This is a genomic window from Shouchella miscanthi (assembly GCF_007725405.1).
Lineage (GTDB): Bacteria > Bacillota > Bacilli > Bacillales > Bacillaceae_D > Shouchella > Shouchella hunanensis.
The window spans coordinates 936,452-954,543 of the sequence record NZ_CP042163.1 but is presented as its reverse complement, the minus strand read 5'-3'; the positions used below and the strand labels follow the sequence as shown (position 1 = coordinate 954,543).

The 18,092-nt window shown below is 40.7% G+C and carries 16 protein-coding genes; 2 read left to right on the top strand and 14 right to left on the bottom strand.

Annotated features, from left to right (window positions below):
- Nucleotides 1-76: 76 nt before the first annotated feature.
- Nucleotides 77-1,825 carry an alpha-glycosidase gene (locus FPV17_RS04540; protein ID WP_144558301.1) on the top strand — a complete coding sequence of 583 codons (1,749 nt, stop codon included), beginning with the start codon at nucleotides 77-79 and terminating at the stop codon, nucleotides 1,823-1,825.
- A gap of 103 nt (nucleotides 1,826-1,928) precedes the next feature.
- Nucleotides 1,929-3,212 (top strand): ArgE/DapE family deacylase, encoded by a 1,284-nt coding sequence (locus FPV17_RS04535; protein ID WP_144558300.1) that lies wholly within the window; start codon nucleotides 1,929-1,931, stop codon nucleotides 3,210-3,212.
- A 112-nt stretch (nucleotides 3,213-3,324) separates the two neighbouring features.
- Here the strand turns inward: FPV17_RS04535 and FPV17_RS04530 are convergent, their stop codons facing one another.
- The 14 genes from FPV17_RS04530 to FPV17_RS04465 all read right to left on the bottom strand — a co-directional run bounded on the left by FPV17_RS04530 (nucleotide 3,325) and on the right by FPV17_RS04465 (nucleotide 17,925).
- The gene (locus FPV17_RS04530; protein ID WP_144558298.1) at nucleotides 3,325-4,524 is read right to left on the bottom strand and encodes a CaiB/BaiF CoA transferase family protein; all 1,200 of its coding nucleotides are present in this window, start codon (nucleotides 4,522-4,524) and stop codon (nucleotides 3,325-3,327) included.
- Between the two features lie 19 nt (nucleotides 4,525-4,543).
- Nucleotides 4,544-6,307: a thiamine pyrophosphate-binding protein gene (locus FPV17_RS04525; RefSeq protein ID WP_144558296.1), complete on the bottom strand. Its 1,764-nt coding sequence runs from the start codon at nucleotides 6,305-6,307 to the stop codon at nucleotides 4,544-4,546.
- Nucleotides 6,304-7,299 (bottom strand): zinc-dependent alcohol dehydrogenase, encoded by a 996-nt coding sequence (locus FPV17_RS04520; RefSeq protein WP_144558294.1) that lies wholly within the window; start codon nucleotides 7,297-7,299, stop codon nucleotides 6,304-6,306. The genes FPV17_RS04525 and FPV17_RS04520 overlap by 4 nt, the downstream gene beginning before the upstream one ends.
- 13 nt (nucleotides 7,300-7,312) lie before the next feature.
- Nucleotides 7,313-8,758, bottom strand: coding sequence for an aldehyde dehydrogenase family protein (locus FPV17_RS04515; RefSeq protein ID WP_144558291.1), 1,446 nt, complete (start codon nucleotides 8,756-8,758; stop codon nucleotides 7,313-7,315).
- Nucleotides 8,755-9,579, bottom strand: coding sequence for a citryl-CoA lyase (locus FPV17_RS04510; protein ID WP_035393055.1), 825 nt, complete (start codon nucleotides 9,577-9,579; stop codon nucleotides 8,755-8,757). Before FPV17_RS04510 ends, FPV17_RS04515 begins: the two co-directional genes overlap by 4 nt.
- A gap of 82 nt (nucleotides 9,580-9,661) precedes the next feature.
- Nucleotides 9,662-10,936 carry a TRAP transporter large permease gene (locus tag FPV17_RS04505; RefSeq protein ID WP_035393056.1) on the bottom strand — a complete coding sequence of 425 codons (1,275 nt, stop codon included), beginning with the start codon at nucleotides 10,934-10,936 and terminating at the stop codon, nucleotides 9,662-9,664.
- Between the two features lie 12 nt (nucleotides 10,937-10,948).
- Complete coding sequence (locus tag FPV17_RS04500) at nucleotides 10,949-11,482, bottom strand: TRAP transporter small permease (protein WP_144558289.1); 534 nt, start codon at nucleotides 11,480-11,482, stop codon at nucleotides 10,949-10,951.
- 8 nt (nucleotides 11,483-11,490) lie between these two features.
- Nucleotides 11,491-12,498 carry a TRAP transporter substrate-binding protein gene (locus FPV17_RS04495; protein ID WP_144558287.1) on the bottom strand — a complete coding sequence of 336 codons (1,008 nt, stop codon included), beginning with the start codon at nucleotides 12,496-12,498 and terminating at the stop codon, nucleotides 11,491-11,493.
- Nucleotides 12,499-12,520: 22 nt separating this feature from the next.
- Nucleotides 12,521-13,570 carry a Gfo/Idh/MocA family protein gene (locus tag FPV17_RS04490; RefSeq protein ID WP_186370733.1) on the bottom strand — a complete coding sequence of 350 codons (1,050 nt, stop codon included), beginning with the start codon at nucleotides 13,568-13,570 and terminating at the stop codon, nucleotides 12,521-12,523.
- A gap of 57 nt (nucleotides 13,571-13,627) precedes the next feature.
- Nucleotides 13,628-14,329 (bottom strand): GntR family transcriptional regulator, encoded by a 702-nt coding sequence (locus tag FPV17_RS04485; protein WP_144558283.1) that lies wholly within the window; start codon nucleotides 14,327-14,329, stop codon nucleotides 13,628-13,630.
- A gap of 237 nt (nucleotides 14,330-14,566) precedes the next feature.
- Complete coding sequence (locus FPV17_RS04480) at nucleotides 14,567-15,289, bottom strand: LTA synthase family protein (protein ID WP_144558281.1); 723 nt, start codon at nucleotides 15,287-15,289, stop codon at nucleotides 14,567-14,569.
- A 5-nt stretch (nucleotides 15,290-15,294) separates the two neighbouring features.
- Entirely contained in the window at nucleotides 15,295-16,167 is an 873-nt protein-coding gene (locus tag FPV17_RS04475; protein ID WP_060704877.1) for an ATP-binding cassette domain-containing protein, read from the bottom strand.
- Nucleotides 16,168-16,171: 4 nt separating this feature from the next.
- Nucleotides 16,172-16,546, bottom strand: coding sequence for a GntR family transcriptional regulator (locus tag FPV17_RS04470; RefSeq protein WP_035393062.1), 375 nt, complete (start codon nucleotides 16,544-16,546; stop codon nucleotides 16,172-16,174).
- A gap of 116 nt (nucleotides 16,547-16,662) precedes the next feature.
- Nucleotides 16,663-17,925, bottom strand: coding sequence for an AAA family ATPase (locus tag FPV17_RS04465; RefSeq protein WP_144558279.1), 1,263 nt, complete (start codon nucleotides 17,923-17,925; stop codon nucleotides 16,663-16,665).
- Between the last annotated feature and the right edge of the window lie 167 nt (nucleotides 17,926-18,092).

Below are 18,092 nucleotides of genomic sequence, written 5' to 3'. Positions count from 1 at the left end.
AAATCGTTTGCAAAAAGGATTGACACATATCCTAAACCAACTATATGATTTACTAAAACCAAATAGGAGGTATACGATGAATCGAGCTGGCATTATTCATACACAACAACATCATCACCTTTATTTAACGTCCTCTCATGAAGCGATTATTCGAATACAAGTACCAAAAGGGGAAGGCGTAAACGTAACCGTCATTCACGGAGATCCTTACAATTGGAAAGACGGTAGCTGGCAAGCAACGCATACAGAAATGAAGCTTCTTCAAACCGATGACCTTTATGATTACTGGTCTACTAGCGTTTCCATGCCGTATTCCCGCATGCGCTACGGATTTAAAATTGAAACAACGACAGAGGCTTTCTTCTATACAGAACGTGGCTTTTATACTGAGCGACCTGCCGAGATTTCTGCTTACTTTTGCCTTCCTTACGCACATGAAACAGAAGTCTTTTCACCACCTACATGGGTAAAAAACACAGTCTGGTATCAAATATTCCCTGAACGTTTCGCTAATGGAGATGCGTCTAGAAACCCAGATACGACGTTACCATGGGGGAGTGAATCACCAACACCAGACTCCTTCTTTGGCGGTGACTTAGAAGGTGTTATTCAGCATTTAGATTACTTACAACAACTAGGCATTACTGGCATTTATTTCACACCTATTTTTGAAGCGTTTTCAAATCATAAATATGATACAATCGATTACTTATCTGTTGACCCCCATTTTGGAGATGAAGACACGCTCCGCACGCTTATTCAAGAAAGTCATAAGCGAGGCATTCGCGTGATGCTTGATGCCGTTTTTAATCACAGTGGGTATTATTTTGCATCATTTCAAGATGTGCTACAGCACGGGGAAAACTCTCGCTACAAAGACTGGTTCCATCCTTTTGAGCTCCCACTTCAACCAGAAGGAGACCGTCCTAACTATGAGACATTTGCGTTCGTGTCCTCTATGCCTAAATTAAACACGAAACACCCAGAAGTGCGACAATATCTCTTGAAAGTAGCAAAGTATTGGGTTGAAGAGTTTGATATTGATGGATGGAGACTTGATGTTGCCAATGAAGTTGATCATGACTTTTGGCGTTCGTTTCGAAACGAAGTTAAGAACTTGAAACAGGACGTTTACATTCTCGGGGAAATTTGGCATCAATCAAGTCCATGGTTGCAAGGGGATCAATTTGATGCGGTCATGAACTATCCTTTAACCGACGCCATACAGGGATATGCTTTACATCAACAGTCGAGTCAAGACGCACAAATTGCATTAACCAAACATGTAATGAGCTATCCGGCTTCCGTCAACGCCGTTCAATTCAATATGCTGGACAGTCATGATACAGCTAGAGTCTTAACGACAAGCAATGAAAATAAAGCGTTAGTGAAGCTACAATATACTCTGCTATTTTCATTTCCTGGATCCCCCTGTATCTACTACGGAGATGAGATTGGCATGGCTGGAGAAAACGACCCAGGCTGTCGGGCTTGCATGATTTGGGATGAAACAAAGCAAGACAAAGACATGCTTGCTTTTTTAACGCAACTTATTGCATTAAGAAAACGCCATTCTGCGTTTGGTACGTATGACGAGCTTAGCTTTCTTCATTCGGAAGATCCAGCAGTTCTTCACTATCAAACGTCAACAGCCGATGAAACCTTATATTTCGTGTTCAATCGTAGTTTAGAAACCAAATCGATTACCCTTCCTAAAGAAAACCAAGAGCAATGGATTGATCTTTTTAGTGAAACGACCATTTCCCCTACCTTCTCATTAGAACAAGAAAGCTTCCGCGTGTTACAATTAAAACGCACATCATAATTGCTTTATTAACTTGCCAAGCGAATGAATGAGCTGGCAAGTTTTTTTATTACGCGTATTAAGAAAATGATAACGTTTATATATAAAGGGGATATTAATTAAAATGGTCGATTCGCGTTTATTACACGAACAACTTAGCCGCAAAGTAGAGGAGTTATGGCAAGAAGAGCTTGAATTTTTAAAAACAATGATTCGCTTCCCTTCTTTAAGTGGAAAAGAACACCGCTTACAGCTGTTTTTAGCGGATTATTTAACAACGAAATTAAAATTACAGGTCGATCGGTTCACGCCAGCGATTCAGCAGATTGAAAAACATCCCGGCTTCTCCCCACCAAAGTGGACATATGAGTACAGTGACATTGTGATCGGAACGCATAAAGGTATTAATCCCTCAGAAGGGAAAACGCTCATTTTCCAAGGGCATGCCGATGTTGTTAGTGCTGAACCTGCCACAGAGTGGGATTCTTCACCTTGGGAACCACTTGAAAAAGACGGTCGGCTTTACGGTCGGGGAAGTGCAGACATGAAAGGTGGTATTGCCGCTATGATTTTTGCCTATCGGGCTATTATTGAATGTGGCTACGTACCTAAAAATGACTTTATGATCCAAGTGGTTCCTGATGAAGAACGTACAGGAAATGGCGCTTTAGCAGCGCTTGAAGCTGGCTATACTGCCGATGCAGCGCTTATCCCAGAACCATTTGGCTTACAGGCATCGGTTGGTCAAGTTGGTGCGCTTTGGTTTGAAATTTCTTTACGTACCATAAAAAAAGATGACTACAAGCAAACACAAACAAACGTCATTGAAAAACTTCATACCATTACCTCTTCACTAATGGCATTTGAACGCTACCTGAACCAAACTCGTTCTCATCTTGCCTTTTCTGATCAAGACAACCCAATTGATTTAAATATCGGCAAAGTAACAGCAGGTGATTTCGCTTCGAATGAACCGGTGCATGCAACGATAGAAGGACGCGTCGCTTTATTACCTGGGGAACAGATTAGTGAACGAAAACAAGAATTACTTGACTGGATTAAGCAAGAGACGAAAAATGACATGTGGTTCAAAGAGAATCCACCAACTATTGAGTTCTACGGCTTTCATGCCGAAGGTACGTTAAGTGATGACACCTCTCCATTGTTTCAAGAACTAGATGCCGCTCACGAACGTGTGACAAAAACGAAACCGACACGACGTACACTTCCGTCTACAACAGATGCACGCCACTTTCAACTCTATTATGACATCGATACAATTTGTTACGGCCCGGTTGGCGGTCAACTCCACGAAGTCAATGAATGGGTTGATTTAAACAGCATAAAGGATGTTACAAAAGTGTATGCCACTTTTTTAGCCAACTGGTGCGGCGTTGAAAAAAAATAACAAAACAGGAGAAGCCCCAAGGAGGCTTCTCTTTTTTTTCGTAAGCGCTTGAATGACTAGCGAGTACACTTTACTCAAAAAAGGCTCTCGCTATAGTCCTTTCTGCCGTTCGTTAAATAACGTTGTTTTGTTCAAACGTTTTAATGTCTTCTTTAGAGAAGCCAAGCTCCATTAAAACACTTTCATTATTTTCACCAAGGTCTGGTGCAATGGAACGAATACTCCCTGGTGTTTTTTCAAACTTCGGTACAATTCCTGGCACTTTAATTGAACCTAAACGAGGATGCTTTACTTCGACAATGTTCTCTCTCGCTTTATACTGTTCATTTACAAAAATATCAGCAATGCTCATAACAGGACTTATTGGAACACCGAAATGGTCCAGTTTTTCAAGCAGGTATTCTCGCTCCTGCGCTTGAATCCATTTCTCCACAATCCCGTTCGTTTCATCGTTATGTTCTAGTCTACGCGCATTCGTATGATAACGCGGGTCTGTTAGCATATCTTCACGATCCATCGCTTTTGCTAAACGATTAAACGTTGTATCTGTACTTGTTACGAGAACAACCCAATGACCGTCCTTCGTTTGGAACGTTCCAGAGGGGGAAGAATGACCTGCCAATCCAGGTGCACGTTCACGTACTTTCTCTAGCTGGTCATATTCTGCTACAAGAAATTCCATCATCCGAAAAACGGTCTCATAAAGCGCAATATCAACCATTTGTCCTTCCCCATCTTCTTGGGCATCACGGTGATAAAGAGCTGTTACCGCAGCAAACGCTACGTATATTCCGCAAATGTAATCGGTTAATGAGAAAGGAGGACTAACTGGATGGCGATCCGTGAATCCTTGCAAATACGTATACCCGCTAAACGCCGTTGCCGGTGTTCCAAATCCAGCTTTACTTTTATAAGGACCTGTTTGCCCATACCCAGAAACCCGAATCATAATTAAGTTTGGGTTTAATTCCTTCAATACATCATAGCCAACTCCCCATTTCTCTAATGTCCCCGGCCGAAAATTTTCAACGAGAATATCATGAGTAGTAGCCAACTTCTTTAATATCGTCACCCCTTCTTCTTGATGAAGATCAAGGGTTAACGATTTCTTATTGCGTGACAGACCAGGCCAGCGAAGCGGTTCATCTTCCTTAAAGGGTCCGACACTTCTAGACGTATCTCCTCTGCCTGGAATCTCCACTTTCAACACATCAGCTCCGAAGTCTCCAAGTAGCGCGGTTCCATAAGGAGCAGCAATCATTGTGGAGACGTCAAGCACTTTAACGCCCTCTAATGGTGTTTTCATTCTCATACACTCCCCTATCTCTTTTTTATGGAATACTTACGTGGGACTTTTCACTATCAGGTGAGTAAATATCATTAATGTTCCATTGCCCATCGGTTGGTACGGGCTCGTTTCGCATTGCTACATCAAGAACGACTGGTTCGTTTGCTTCAATTGCTGCCTTCAGTTCATGCTTAAATTCAGCAGCAGACGTAATTTTAACGCCTTTTACACCAAAGCCTTTTGCTATTTCGGCAAAATTAGGTGAGTAGCTCTCACCGTCTTTCTTAAACAATGTGCCATAGGTTGTGTCGTAATGCGCCATCTCTAAACCAGCAATCGTTCCGTATGCGCTATTATTCATGACAACCCATACAACTGGAATCTTTTCTTCTACAGCAGTCGCAAGCACAGACGGATTTTGACCAAACCCACCATCGCCAATAAGGGAAACAACTACTTTATTTGGTTGTGCAAGTTTAGCTCCTAGTGCGGCGGCAGATCCAAATCCCATTGTTGCATAGCCACCTGGTGTTAGAATGGAACCTGGTGTATAAATTGGAAACTGCTGTCCAACACCATTTTTATTCCAGCCAACGTCAGTTGTAATATAGGCATCTCGTGGTAACACTTCACGTACATCCGCTAAAATTCGTTCAGGTTTCATTGGGAAAGCTTCGCTCGTTACATTTTCCTGAATCGAAGCGCGTAATGACTTTCGATATTCTTGAATGTCTTCTTTTAACTTCTCATTGCGGTCAATTCCATTTGGATACAATCGTTTCGCAACTCGATTCAAAGCAACAAGCGCGCGCTTCAAATCTGCTACTGCACCAATTTCTACTGGATAGTTTCGACCAATCTCACTTGGATCAATATCGATATGAATTAGTTTTGTTTTTGGAAAATTAAACGTGACGTTCTGATACCAAGAGCTTGAATCTGCTTCTGAAAAACGTGTCCCCACACCGAATAAATAATCCGCATTCTTTGTTTGATCATTAATAAATTTCGTTCCCCAGAAACCTGTCATCCCGACTGTTAACGGATGGTCATCCGGTAAAACACCTTTTCCCATTAACGAGTGGGCAACCGGAATATTCATATGATCAACAAATTTCCTTAACTCTTCTTCTGCACGGGATAGGATAACGCCTCCGCCTGCATAAATAACAGGACGTTCTGCATTTGCTAAGGTTTCAACAATGCGTTCAGCCGTTTCTTCATCTAATGAAGGTTTCTCAACTACTTGCGTGTGATGATGTAAAAGAGCAAATTTCTCTTCATCTACTTCTTTTGAGAAGATGTCCATCGGTACCGATACAAGAACAGGCCCAGGTCGGCCACTCTCTGCTAGTTGGAATGCTTTTTGGATAATTTCCGGGAATAAGTCTTCCCGATCCACACGCCATGCACGCTTGACGAACGGTCGATAAATCTCCCACTGCGCGCCATCGGCATGCATATTCACCTCTTGATGTGGATGCTTGCCATAATAATGACTAGGCACATCTCCTGCAATAACGACCATTGGAATAGAATCGAGGGCTGCATTGGCTACACCTGTAGCCGCATTAGTTAAACCCGGACCTAAGTGACTAAGAACCACAGATGTTTTCCGCTTTGCTCGTGCGTAACCATCAGCTGCGTGAGACGCAATTTGTTCGTGACGTACATTAATAAATGTAATCGGACTTTTATCAAGTTCAGCTAAAACGGCAATATTCGTATGTCCACATAAGCCAAATACGTACTCTACTCCACGACTCTCTAGATACTTTACAAGTTGTTCAGATACTAGTTTCTTCATGAGACAGCAGCTCCTTTAAATTGTAATACGATTTTGGCGTAATTCCCGCTTAACGCCATTTGATACGCTTCTTCATATTCATAAAACGGTTTTATTTTTGATATAAAGACCGTTGGATCAAACTGTTCGTCCAGAAGATACGTAACGCTAGTTTGGAAATCAGCCGGAAACTCATAAATAATGCTTCCGACTATTTTTTGCTCTTTTCTCACAACTTGTGCTACTGGAATTGTTGCTTCTGGCGTAATGCCAATAAGCAATAGCTCTCCTCCTGGCTTCAATTGAGAAAAACACGATTCTACTGAATGTTTCGTTCCAGCGGCTTCAATGACAACATCAAATTGTTTGCCTGCTATATCCATTGGATGGCCTAACGTCATATCATGAAAGCTTTTTAACATAGCTAATTTGCTTGCATTAATATCAATTGCTGTCACTTCAGCACCAACATATCTGGCTAATGCAGCCGCAAGTAACCCTTCCGTACCACACCCAACAACTAATACGCTCATACCTGGCTTAATCGTAATTTGTTTCATACCATGGACAATGACGGATAATGGTTCGATTAGAACAGCGGCTTCATTTGATAATTCATCAGGTATTGGCAGGCAATAACGAGAATGAATATGGATCTCCTCGGCAAATCCTCCATCACATGTAATGCCGATTGACTGTTTCTCTAGACAAATATTCGGCTTTCCTTTTAAACAAAACTCACACTTTCCGCAAAACGTGTTTGGTGTAATCACGACACGACTACCTTCTTTTATGTGGCTTGCTCGACTATCTATTACTTCACCAACTACCTCATGGCCAGGACGTAACGGATACTGGGCGTGTGGTAATCTGCCTTTAAAAACAGACAGATCTGATCCACAAATGCCGCCATAAAGCAGTTTTATTCTGACTTCCTCATCTTGCAATAACGGAAGCGGTGAAGCCTCGCGAACGTGCATCACTTGTGGTTGATCTAAGTAGATCTCTTTCACCGTACATCTCTCCTTATAGTGTCAAAAAATCTTGTAGAACAACCATCTTCGTTTCGCTCATTTCTTCAATAGCAAAGCGGGGACCTTCCCGACCGATTCCACTCTGCTTGACGCCTCCATACGGCCAATGATCCAAACGGAAATTTGAGGTTCCATTTACAACGATCCCTCCCATATCGAGGGTTTGAACAACTTTTCTTACAACCGTTAATGACTGCGTAAACACACCTGCTTGCAAACCGAACGCTGACTCATTAACCTCATGAATGGCCCACTCTACGTCACGATAAGGAATTAAACTAACCACCGGACCAAAGACTTCTTGGCAAACCACTTTGCTTTCTTTCTTTGGATTGACAAGAATCGTCGGTTGTACCTGTGCTCCATTTGCAGACCCACCGCAGAGAATATTCGCACCGTCAGCAGCAGCCTCTTCTATCCAGCTCGTGATACGTTCAGCTGCTTCCTTTGATACTACACAGCCGATATCCGTTGCCTCATCACGAGGATCTCCTACATGAAGAGCTTCTGTTTTTTCTTTTACCTTTGCGCTAAATTCCTGAAAGACCGATTCATGCACATAGACACGCTGCACAGAAATACAACTTTGACCTGAGTTACTGAAAGCGGTTTTTGTTGCAAGCGTTGCTGCCCGCTCTATATCCGCATCTTCATGGACAATCGTGCCAGCGTTTCCACCAAGCTCTAATAACACTTTTTTCATCCCAGCTAGCTTACTAATTTGTTGGCCTGCAGGCACACCACCTGTGAAAGAAACAAGATTTGTTCGTGAGTCGGCAACAATTTTTCCGCCTACTTCTCTCCCACCGAGCACCATTTGAATAGCTTTTGCCGGCATACCAGCTTCAATTAATAGCTCTACAAGTGCTTTCGCAATAAAAGGTGCTTGTGGTGCAGGTTTTAATACGGTTACGTTCCCTGCAGCAAAGCTTGGACCAATTTTATGGCAAATTAAATTTAACGGTGCGTTAAATGGCGTAATCGCTGCTATCACACCAACTGGCACACGAAATGTAAGTGCAGTCGAACCTTTCCCTCTTGAAGATGCGCCACCTGGAATTGTTTCACCAAACTGGCGCTTTGCTTCTTCTGCTGACTGAATGAGGGTTTCTATTGAACGCCCCACTTCATCTCGGGTATTTTTTAACGCTTTTCCTACTTCTAAAGAAATTAATTGGGCAAACGCTTCTTGACGCTCTTCCATTAACATTGCCGCTTTATAAAGAATGGCAGAGCGATCAATCGCTTCTAGTTTTTCCAACTCTTTTTTATATCGAAATGCCGATGCCAACGCTTCTTCTACACCTTGTTCATTTGTTTCATATTGATAGCCAATTACTTCATTTGAATAAGGGCTTCTTACTTCTAAACCTTGCCCTTCTTCGATTGCACCCCATTGTCCATCTATAAACGACTGTGCGGATTTCACTGCTATCATTCTCCTTCCTCCCTTACGCTCTTTCCTGTATAGCGTACAAGCGTTTCTTCATTTGGACACGGTCCTTTTATTAACGTCCCGTTTTGTAACTCCTCGTACGCATGAGCAACAATACCCATACCTCTTGATAAAGCAAAAATTCCTTTCGCTGCTTCAGCTGGTATGCCTAGCTCACACTGAATGGCTGCTGAAATACCATCAACGTTAATAGTGAAGCTACGTTTCTTTCGATCAGAAATGTGTAGACGGAAGTCTTCTAACAAGCGTAAATACACCCCTGAAATGTCACCTTCCTCAATCAGTAATTGAGATAATTCATAAAGTCGCTTCACCCTCGGATCATCATCATGCAATTGATGGCCAAAGCCTGGTAGTTTTTTTCCTGCTTGTAAAAGACGATCTAGCTGTTCGGTAACGCTCCCCCGTCCTTCGTTAATCGCCTCCTTCGTGGCATATAAGATGGCCATAGAATCTTCCACCGCACCACCATGTACATCTCCTAGCATATTTATCCCAGTTGCAACTGCTGAATTAAACGTAACGCCACATGTAGCTGCCATTCTCGCTGCTGCAATGGATGGCGCACGCGGACCATGATCAGAGCCTGCGACAAGAACGCTTTCAAATAATGCTGCTTTACGTTCGTTTAACTCTTCACCGACTAAAAGAAAATAGAGCATTTGGCTGTATGTCACGTTTCCAATTAAGTCTTCTACTCTCTTTCCTCTAATGATAATTTCGTTTTTCTTACTATCGCTAATCTCCGTTTCCCACCAAGCGCCGCCTTTTTTATACGTTTCTAATGCGCTCCGTCCTGCCATATCCACACAACCTTTTAACTAAATTTTTAGATTATACTTGTATACAAGTATAAGTGTATCATACCTTCTTCTTTTTGATCCACTATCGACCGAGTAAAAACAACGAGAGCTGCGGTATGAAAATAACAAGCAATAAATTGAAAATTAAAATACAGACAAAAGGTAGCGCCGCTTTTGATAGCGTGACAATTGAAAGGTTTGAGATACTCGACGCTACAAAAAGATTGACACCGATTGGCGGAGTAATAAAGCCAATTGCCAGATTTAAAACAACGAGCATGGCGAAATGAATCGGATCATAACCTAGCTCCATACCTACTGGCACAAGAAGAGGTGTAAATATGATGATCGCAGCTGTTGTATCCATTACGGTTCCAACTACTAACAACATCGCTGTAATTAACAGAATAATTATTAGTTGGTTATCTGAAATACTAAGAATACTAGAAGCAATTTGGCCTGGCATTTGTTCAATTGTCATCACTCGGCCAAACACTGTCGCTGCAGCTATAATAAAGAGTATGGTTGCCGTTGTTAGCGCTGAATTTCTTAAGATATCATAAAGTTGGTGCCATTTTAATTCTTTGTAAAGAAAGAATCCAGCCAATAAGCCATAGACAACAGCAACAGCAGCTGCCTCTGTTGGCGTAAAAAAGCCACTATAAATCCCACCCAGTATAATAAATGGGACGAGCAACGCCCATTTCGCATCCCAAAACGCTTTTCCTACTTCTTTTATAGAGAAGCCTTCCTTTGATCCCTTATACCCTTTTGCTTTTGCATAGAGAAACGAGTAGATTAATAAACTAATTGTGACGATAAGTCCTGGGATTACCGCCGCAATAAACAAATCTCCGACAGAAACACCACTTGTTACGCCATAGACAATTAACGGAATGCTCGGCGGCAATATGACACCAAGTGCACCGGCAGCAGCAATCAAGGCTGTCGCGAATCGCCTATCATACCCCATTTCAATCATTGCTGGAATCATAATCCCACCTACGGCGGCTACGGTTGCCGGTCCAGAACCAGAAATAGCGGAAAAGAACAGACACGTTATGACTGCAGCCATCGCAAATCCGCCTGTAAAGTTACCGACAAGGGTTTTTGCAAGCACAAATAGTCGTCGTGACAATCCTCCTTTAGCCATAAGTTCTCCAGCCAAAATAAAGAATGGTACAGCCATAATCGGAAATGAGTCTATCGCTGTAATAAAACTCTGAATAGCAAACTCAAACGGCATATTTCCGGCTACTAGTAAAGCGAGTAAAGATGCTAGGATGAGTGCAATGCCAATTGGAGCGCTTAAAGCGAGCAAACTTGCAAAACTACCAAATAAAACCACTGCCGTCACGATTATTGCCCCCTATTGTTCATTGTGAACCTCCTGATGGTTCCTTTTCTCATTCAGTGTGTATGGTCTAGCATGTAAGTAATGCTGAAATTCTGCCTTCATCTTTTGACTAATTCTTAAGCTTGTTAACACCATGCCTAGGGGCGCTGCCATGTAGACATACCCCATTTTTATTCCAAGACCCGGGGTCACTTGTCCAAGCCGAAAGATTTCAATACTCATCGCACCACCATAAACGATGATGAATATAGAGAATAGCAGAAAAAGACTATAGACAATGAAGCTTAAGATGACTTGCTTCTTCTCATTTAAAAACGACAAAATCGTGTCAATCCTTATATGCTTTTCCTGTTTGACACCATAGCTAACTCCAATAAAGACAAGGTAAATAAAGCTATAGCGAGCTAATTCCTCTGACCATCCTAAAGAGGTTCCTAAAACAAACCGCATAACAATCTGGAGAAAAATGGCTATCACCATTGTAGATAAAATAATCACCAACAGAACTTCTTCTACATGACGCTCAATTAACCGGAAGACCTTCATAGCCCCTCCTATTCCTGGCGGTCAGCTTGTAATGCTTGCTCAATACGCTGAACCCAACCATGATGATCTTCTTGATTTCCAAACCGTTCTCTAACTGGATGGCTCGCTTCAATCCAACGTTCTCGTTCTTTATCTGTTAATTCAGAGATCGTAATACCTTTCTCTTCCAGATAAGTACGACTTACGCGTGCTTCTTCTTGATTTGCTAAACGTTGAGCGGTTTGTACTTCGTCTGCAACTTCTTCAATGGCTTGTCTTTCTTGAGGCGTAAGCATCTCCCAAAACGCTTCACTGACCATAAAAGGGCTGGCATTGTAGATATGATTGGTCATCGTTAAGTATTGCTGAACCTCATAAAAATGACTGTTTACAACGTTTCCAATTGGATTTTCCTGCCCTGCAATCGTCCCTTGCTCTAAGCCAATGTACAATTCGCTATAATTCATCGGTGTTGGATTAGCACCTAACTCACTCCAAATTTGCATATGCCACTGATTTTCAAGTGTACGAAGGTCTAGTCCTTTTACGTCTTCTAACTCCTTAATCTCCTTTACATTGTTCGTCAATACTCTGAATCCGTTTTCAAAATAGTTAATACCTACTACCTTTTGCGCTTTTAACTCGAGTAAAAGCTCTTCGCCGATTGGACCATCTAGTAATTCATACGCTTCACTTTCGTTTTCAAACAAAAAGGGTAGCTCTAACACATTAAACAATGGTGCAAATTGTGCAATTGGACCCGTTGACATAGTTGCTGCTTGAATGGTGTTAAATTGCATCCCTTCAAATAACTCTCGATCACCACCTATTTGGCTATTTGTATAAACCTCTACATGAATGGACCCGTCTGTTTCTTCCTCTAAGCGGTCAGCAAATTGATAGAGTGCTTGACTTAAAGACCGATCTTCAGGTGTTGTGTTGGCAATTCGCATCATCTTTGGCTCTTCAGCATGACCAGCTACACTGCACGCAGCCAGAGGAATGAAGCAGCTGACTAACAACAATTGACGTTTCATACCTGTTCCCCCTTCTAACGGACTACTTTATTACCGTATTCGTAAGGATATTCACTTTTCTTTCTTCTTTAATCGATAAATGCATTGCTTCAATTACTTCCAACGTTTTTACTCCGTCTTCACCAGAAACCCGCGCTTGTTCAATCCCTTTTATAACAAGGATAAAGTGCTTAAGCTCTTCGACAATAGGATCAACGCACTGGTCTATTGTCAATGTTTCTTCAACTAATGCATGCTCCCACCCATACGCTGACTCATCATATCGATACGTACGCATGCTAGGAAAGGCGATGCTTCCTTTCGTTCCAAAAAAGTAATAGCAATCTTCCTTGTAAAATGGATATTTGCTATTTTCTCTCATTGTAAACTCATACGACCAAGGAGCCGGAACACCATCTGTTAAAAAGTAATTGACGGTCGCACCTGTATGTAAATGCAATATGGCCGATACCGAGTCTTCTACATGGTTGCCACGTATTAGACTTTTAGCCATCGCGTAAACGCTTTCAACTTCTCCGCCAGTAACATATCGTAAATTATCAATATCATGTATACCGTTAATTAGTAACGGACCGCCGCCTTCATTCAATCGCCATTTCTCATCATAGTAAGGCCGATCTTTTGCTAATGCCCACATAAGGTTTACACCAATAAGGTCTCCGATTTTCTTTTTTTGAAGGGTTTGTTTCAAAAGATTTATTTTGCTCGAATAACGACGATGATGGCCTACTAGCAGTTTCACCTTCTTTTTCTTGCAATACTGAACCATTTCAACACCTTGATCAGTTGAGTCAGCTATCGGTTTTTCCACTAGGCAATGTACACCTGCATCTGCACAATGCTTTACAGCTTCATGATGTAGTTGATTCGGTAATGTAATGATAGCCCCGTCTATCAATTCTTCTTGGATTAACCATTTATAATCTTCGTATAACGGAACATTTAAACAAGTTGCACGTTGCTTCGCCAGAGCATCATTGCCAGCTACCGCAACTAAAGAAACCCCTTTCATTTTTACGATTGCCTCAGCAAATTGAAAACCATGATTCAATCCAAATACAGCTAATTTCAATTTTCTTACACCACCATCCAATACTAGTATACAAGTATATGTAAAAAGGAAACCCAACTATGATTGGGCATTAAAATAGTCTGGATATTTCCTCATAATATCATCGTAATAATTGGAAACGTTTCGCAAATGGTTTACTAATAGCTTCTCCACTTCTAAAACGTTGTTTTGCTCAATTAATGTGACAAGCTGGTCATGGTCATCAATAATTCGATCCATTTCTCGCGTCTCAAAAAATTCAAGATAACGCATTCGATTCACATGTCCCCGCACTTGACGAACAATGGTTGTTAACGTTTGATTCCCACATATGTCCAGCACCTTGTCATGGAAGACTTCGTCGTACTGATAAAAATCATCCACTTGATCGTTTTCAGCAGCATAACGTTGCTCAGCTATGATCGCTATCAAGTCTTTTTTGGCAGCTTTATAGATGTGACTGCTACTATCCCAAAGGGTTGCCACTTCTTTAAAGGCTGTCACTTCTAAACTCTCTCGAACGCGATAAGAGTCCTGTACTTTTTTCTTTGAAATATATTGAACTTGAATGCCTTTCTGTGGCTTAATAGCAAGAAATTCTTCAGATGCGAGCAAATGAATCGCTTCTCTTACAGGTGTCCTACTAATGCCTAATTCCTTGGCAATGTCATTTTCATAAATCATTTGCCCAGGCTTGTATTTCAGCGTAATAATGTCTTTATAAAGGTAATGATAGGCCTCACTAGCTAACGTCTTTCGTTCAACAGATAATCTTTTCATTATATTCAACTCACTATTTGTCCTGAATAATCTAAATTATATATGGGTACTAGTATACATGTCAATAGATAGAATCTCATCCTCGCTACTACATGACGTTATCATTAGACACTTATTAGCAGTTCATGACCATTACGGGTGCATTTTTCACTGTCAGTAAGCTGTCTCTCATACACTTTTTAACCCACATAACAATCCCCCTTGTAAACAAACGTTACAAAGGGGGGTTCTTTACCTTTATTTCAATTTAATAGGTGTGCGTTTTACAATGAGATAAACAAAGTAGAACACAATGGTCGTTAAAACAACCGTTCCAACTAGTAGAAGAGCAGGCAAGTGATCCATTAAAGAACTAGACCACATAAATTGATTCAGCCCTAAGAATCCGATAGCAAGCACAATAAATAGTAAGCCAATGACCCATCCGTACCGATAAAAGCCTACACTGATAAACCAGCCTACTCCATAATACAACAAGAGCTGTAAGACAAAAAAGAGCATAAACAAAACAGTTGAGTCAATGAATTGGAGCCCCTCTGAAAAAATATCAATTGTTATCGTAATGGATTGACTGTCATTGACTATAGTTGTTCCATCAGTTCGATCTGAAATAAATGCTTGATTTCCAACTACCAATGCCTCTATTAAAGAGAACAGTTTTACTGAAATCACCATTGTGCCAGCTAACAAAATGGCAGCGACAAGTGTACTTCTATAGTACCTTTTTCGTGTTTGACCAAGCTGATAATAGTAGCCTAAAAACGCATATGCCGAAATAATCCCAAGAACGAGCATAAAAATTCTTGAGGGTCCAAATGAAAGCAGTGTGAACTGCTGGATTGATCCTCCAAAATAAGAAGCTAAAAATAGCAATGCGCCTTGAAACAATAGTACAAATAGCAAAAACCATGAAAACCACTTAAATTGTTCTTGATAAAGGACTTTTGTCAATTGATTCATTCTAGTCACCCTCTTTCTGCAGTTAAAGCGATAAATAAATCTTGTAAAGGCATTTGACTAATCGCTATATTTTGCTTAACACATTGTTCACGAACTTGCTCTCCTAATTCCCCAAAGACAGAAACGGCTTTTGTTGGACCTAGTACTTGTTCCCTTATGACCTTCAATCCCTTTGTCACATTGGATACGGCTTCCGCATCTCCTGTCAGTGTATTCCCTTTCTCCACTGCCGTTTGATAGGATTCATCGAGAGAGAATTGACCATTTTCCAAGATTTTCACTTCATCAAACAAATGCTCCATTTCCGAAACAAGATGAGTGGATACAATAAACATTCTAGGAAATCGCTCTTGTTCGTCTAACAGTTCACTGTAAAAAAGTGTTCGTGAAGGCGCATCCATCCCAAGGTAGACTTCATCAAAAATCGTAACAGGTACACGACTGGCAAGCCCTAAAATCGCTTGGATAACGGCTTCATTTCCTTTTGATAATTTGTTCATTCGTTTTGATGTTTTCAAGTTGAATTTTTGTGCTAGTTCATTGGCATAATCCAAGTCAAAATGTTTACGAAATTGCTTAGCCTTTTTAAATAAATCCTCTACTTTTGAGTGATCCATTTCGCGATCTAAATCATTTCGCTGATAGAATAATCCTATTCCCGAAATAGCGTCTTGGTTTTCAAATAGGGGCTTACCGTTAAATAAAATCATACCTTCTTTTGCTTCTTGAGCACCTGCCAGCAAAGAAAGAAGCGTTGTTTTCCCTACACCATTTCTTCCCAATAGACCGTAAATTTTCCCCTCTTCGAACTGGCTAGATACGTTCGTTAAGATCTGCGTTTTTCCATAAGAGAAGCAAAGGTTTTCAATCGTAATCATTTTTTCACAACTCCTCTTTCTTTATTTCTTTTACATATTGAATAATTTCTTCTTCACTAATGCCTAAACGATTGGCCTCTTGCACCATTTTAAGAATATATTTATCAACAAAATCTAACTTACGGCTATAAAGCAATTTTTCTTTCGCTCCTTCTGAAACAAACATACCAATGCCTCGCTTTTTGAAAAGAATGTTCTCATCGACTAACATGTTCACTCCCTTTGCAACCGTAACGTGATTCAAGCCGTAAAATTTCACAAGTTGATTGGTTGACGGGGCTTGCATCCCTTCTTTTAGTTGGTCGTTTACGATTTGGTCCTCTATTAACGCTTTAATTTGCAAATAAAGTGGTTTATCGCTATTTGTTAGATGATTCATTTGCACCTCCATAATCGATATATGGTTATATAGTTATGTATATAACCGTATCAGCATAAATGTGACATGTCAACAAAAAAATGCTTTGGCTCATTTATGCCAAAGCATTGTATCTTTTAATAAAATCCTAATTGACCATCTTCCTCTTGCCACTTACCCGTCTTACTCTTCTTATGATCTTCTTTCATCCGCTTGATCAAACGGTAGAGATCAACGGTTCCTTTTTGGTGGCTTTCTAGTGCACAACTTACAAAAAGCTCATTTAATTGAGCAAAAGAAAAACCTTCAGAATGCTTGATCACTGCAGCAATTTCCTCTGGTGACAAGAGTTTGTCGAACTTCTTCTCGTGAACATACTGTTCTCTCAGTGATTCATCCGGGAGCGCAAATTCGTATCCTCGGTCAAATCGGCCAGCGCGATTCATCAATCCCGGATCAATTTCTTCGGGATAATTTGTTGTCCCAATTAAGAATATGCCTTCTTTAGATGTAGCCCCGTCTAAAGTATTAAGGAAATAGGAACGAACTCCATCTGGCATAGAATCGATATCTTCAATAATTAATATAATAGGAGCTAAACGATTCGCCATTTGAAATACTTGCGCAATGGACTCACTAGACGTGAACTCTGTAATTTGCCAGTAAGCAGCTGGGGCATCTACAGTATGAGCAATGGACTTTGCTAAAGTTGTTTTTCCATTTCCTGGAGGTCCGTAAAGTAAAATGCCGCGTTTATAAGGAATCTGATAGGTTTCAAAAAAGGATCGATCTTCTTCAAAGAAACAATCGAGCATTTGATAAATTTCTTCCTTTATCTCGTGTTTCAATAACACATCTTCCCGCTTTACTCGCTTTGTGATTGGTTGATGCTCATGATTAAGACCATCCATTCCATCTGTAAAAATGAGCAGCTCGTTACGACTCTTTTGCCATAATCGTCCTTTTATTGTTTCTAAAAAACGTTCCATAGCGAGTGAGCTTGTAGCAAAAACACATTCCACATTTGTTAAATGTGCGCCATCCATTATTGGAATTTGTGCAAAAGCAATGCCTTGATTGCGATAGGCATACACGTTATTGCTTAACGCCTGCTTCACTTTATAAATTGGTTCATCACCTTCTGAATCATAAGTAAACGAGTAACGCTCCATTTTTTCAACAATCATCGCTACATGATCCAACTGATCATGATTCGTCATGAGATCCTCTTCAAATAGAGACCATAATTCAAAATGATATTCATTTATTGTGAATACCTCATAGGTTTCATTGTATGTAGATTCTAACCGATCTAATATGCCTTTTACTGTCATTGATAAAGCTGGGTAACCAGATGCACTCTGATTGTTTTCATTTTTAAATGAAATAATAGATTCCATTCTAACCTCTCCGATCATTTCGCATGAATACAGTACTACTATACATTGTCTTACTCTCTTACGTCACTTTAATTTTATAAATGATGAAGCGATTAGCTGCATAGATTAGAAAGAGAGAGTATGGATACCAGGATGATTGTTTACTTTTAGATAGGGAATACACGTTA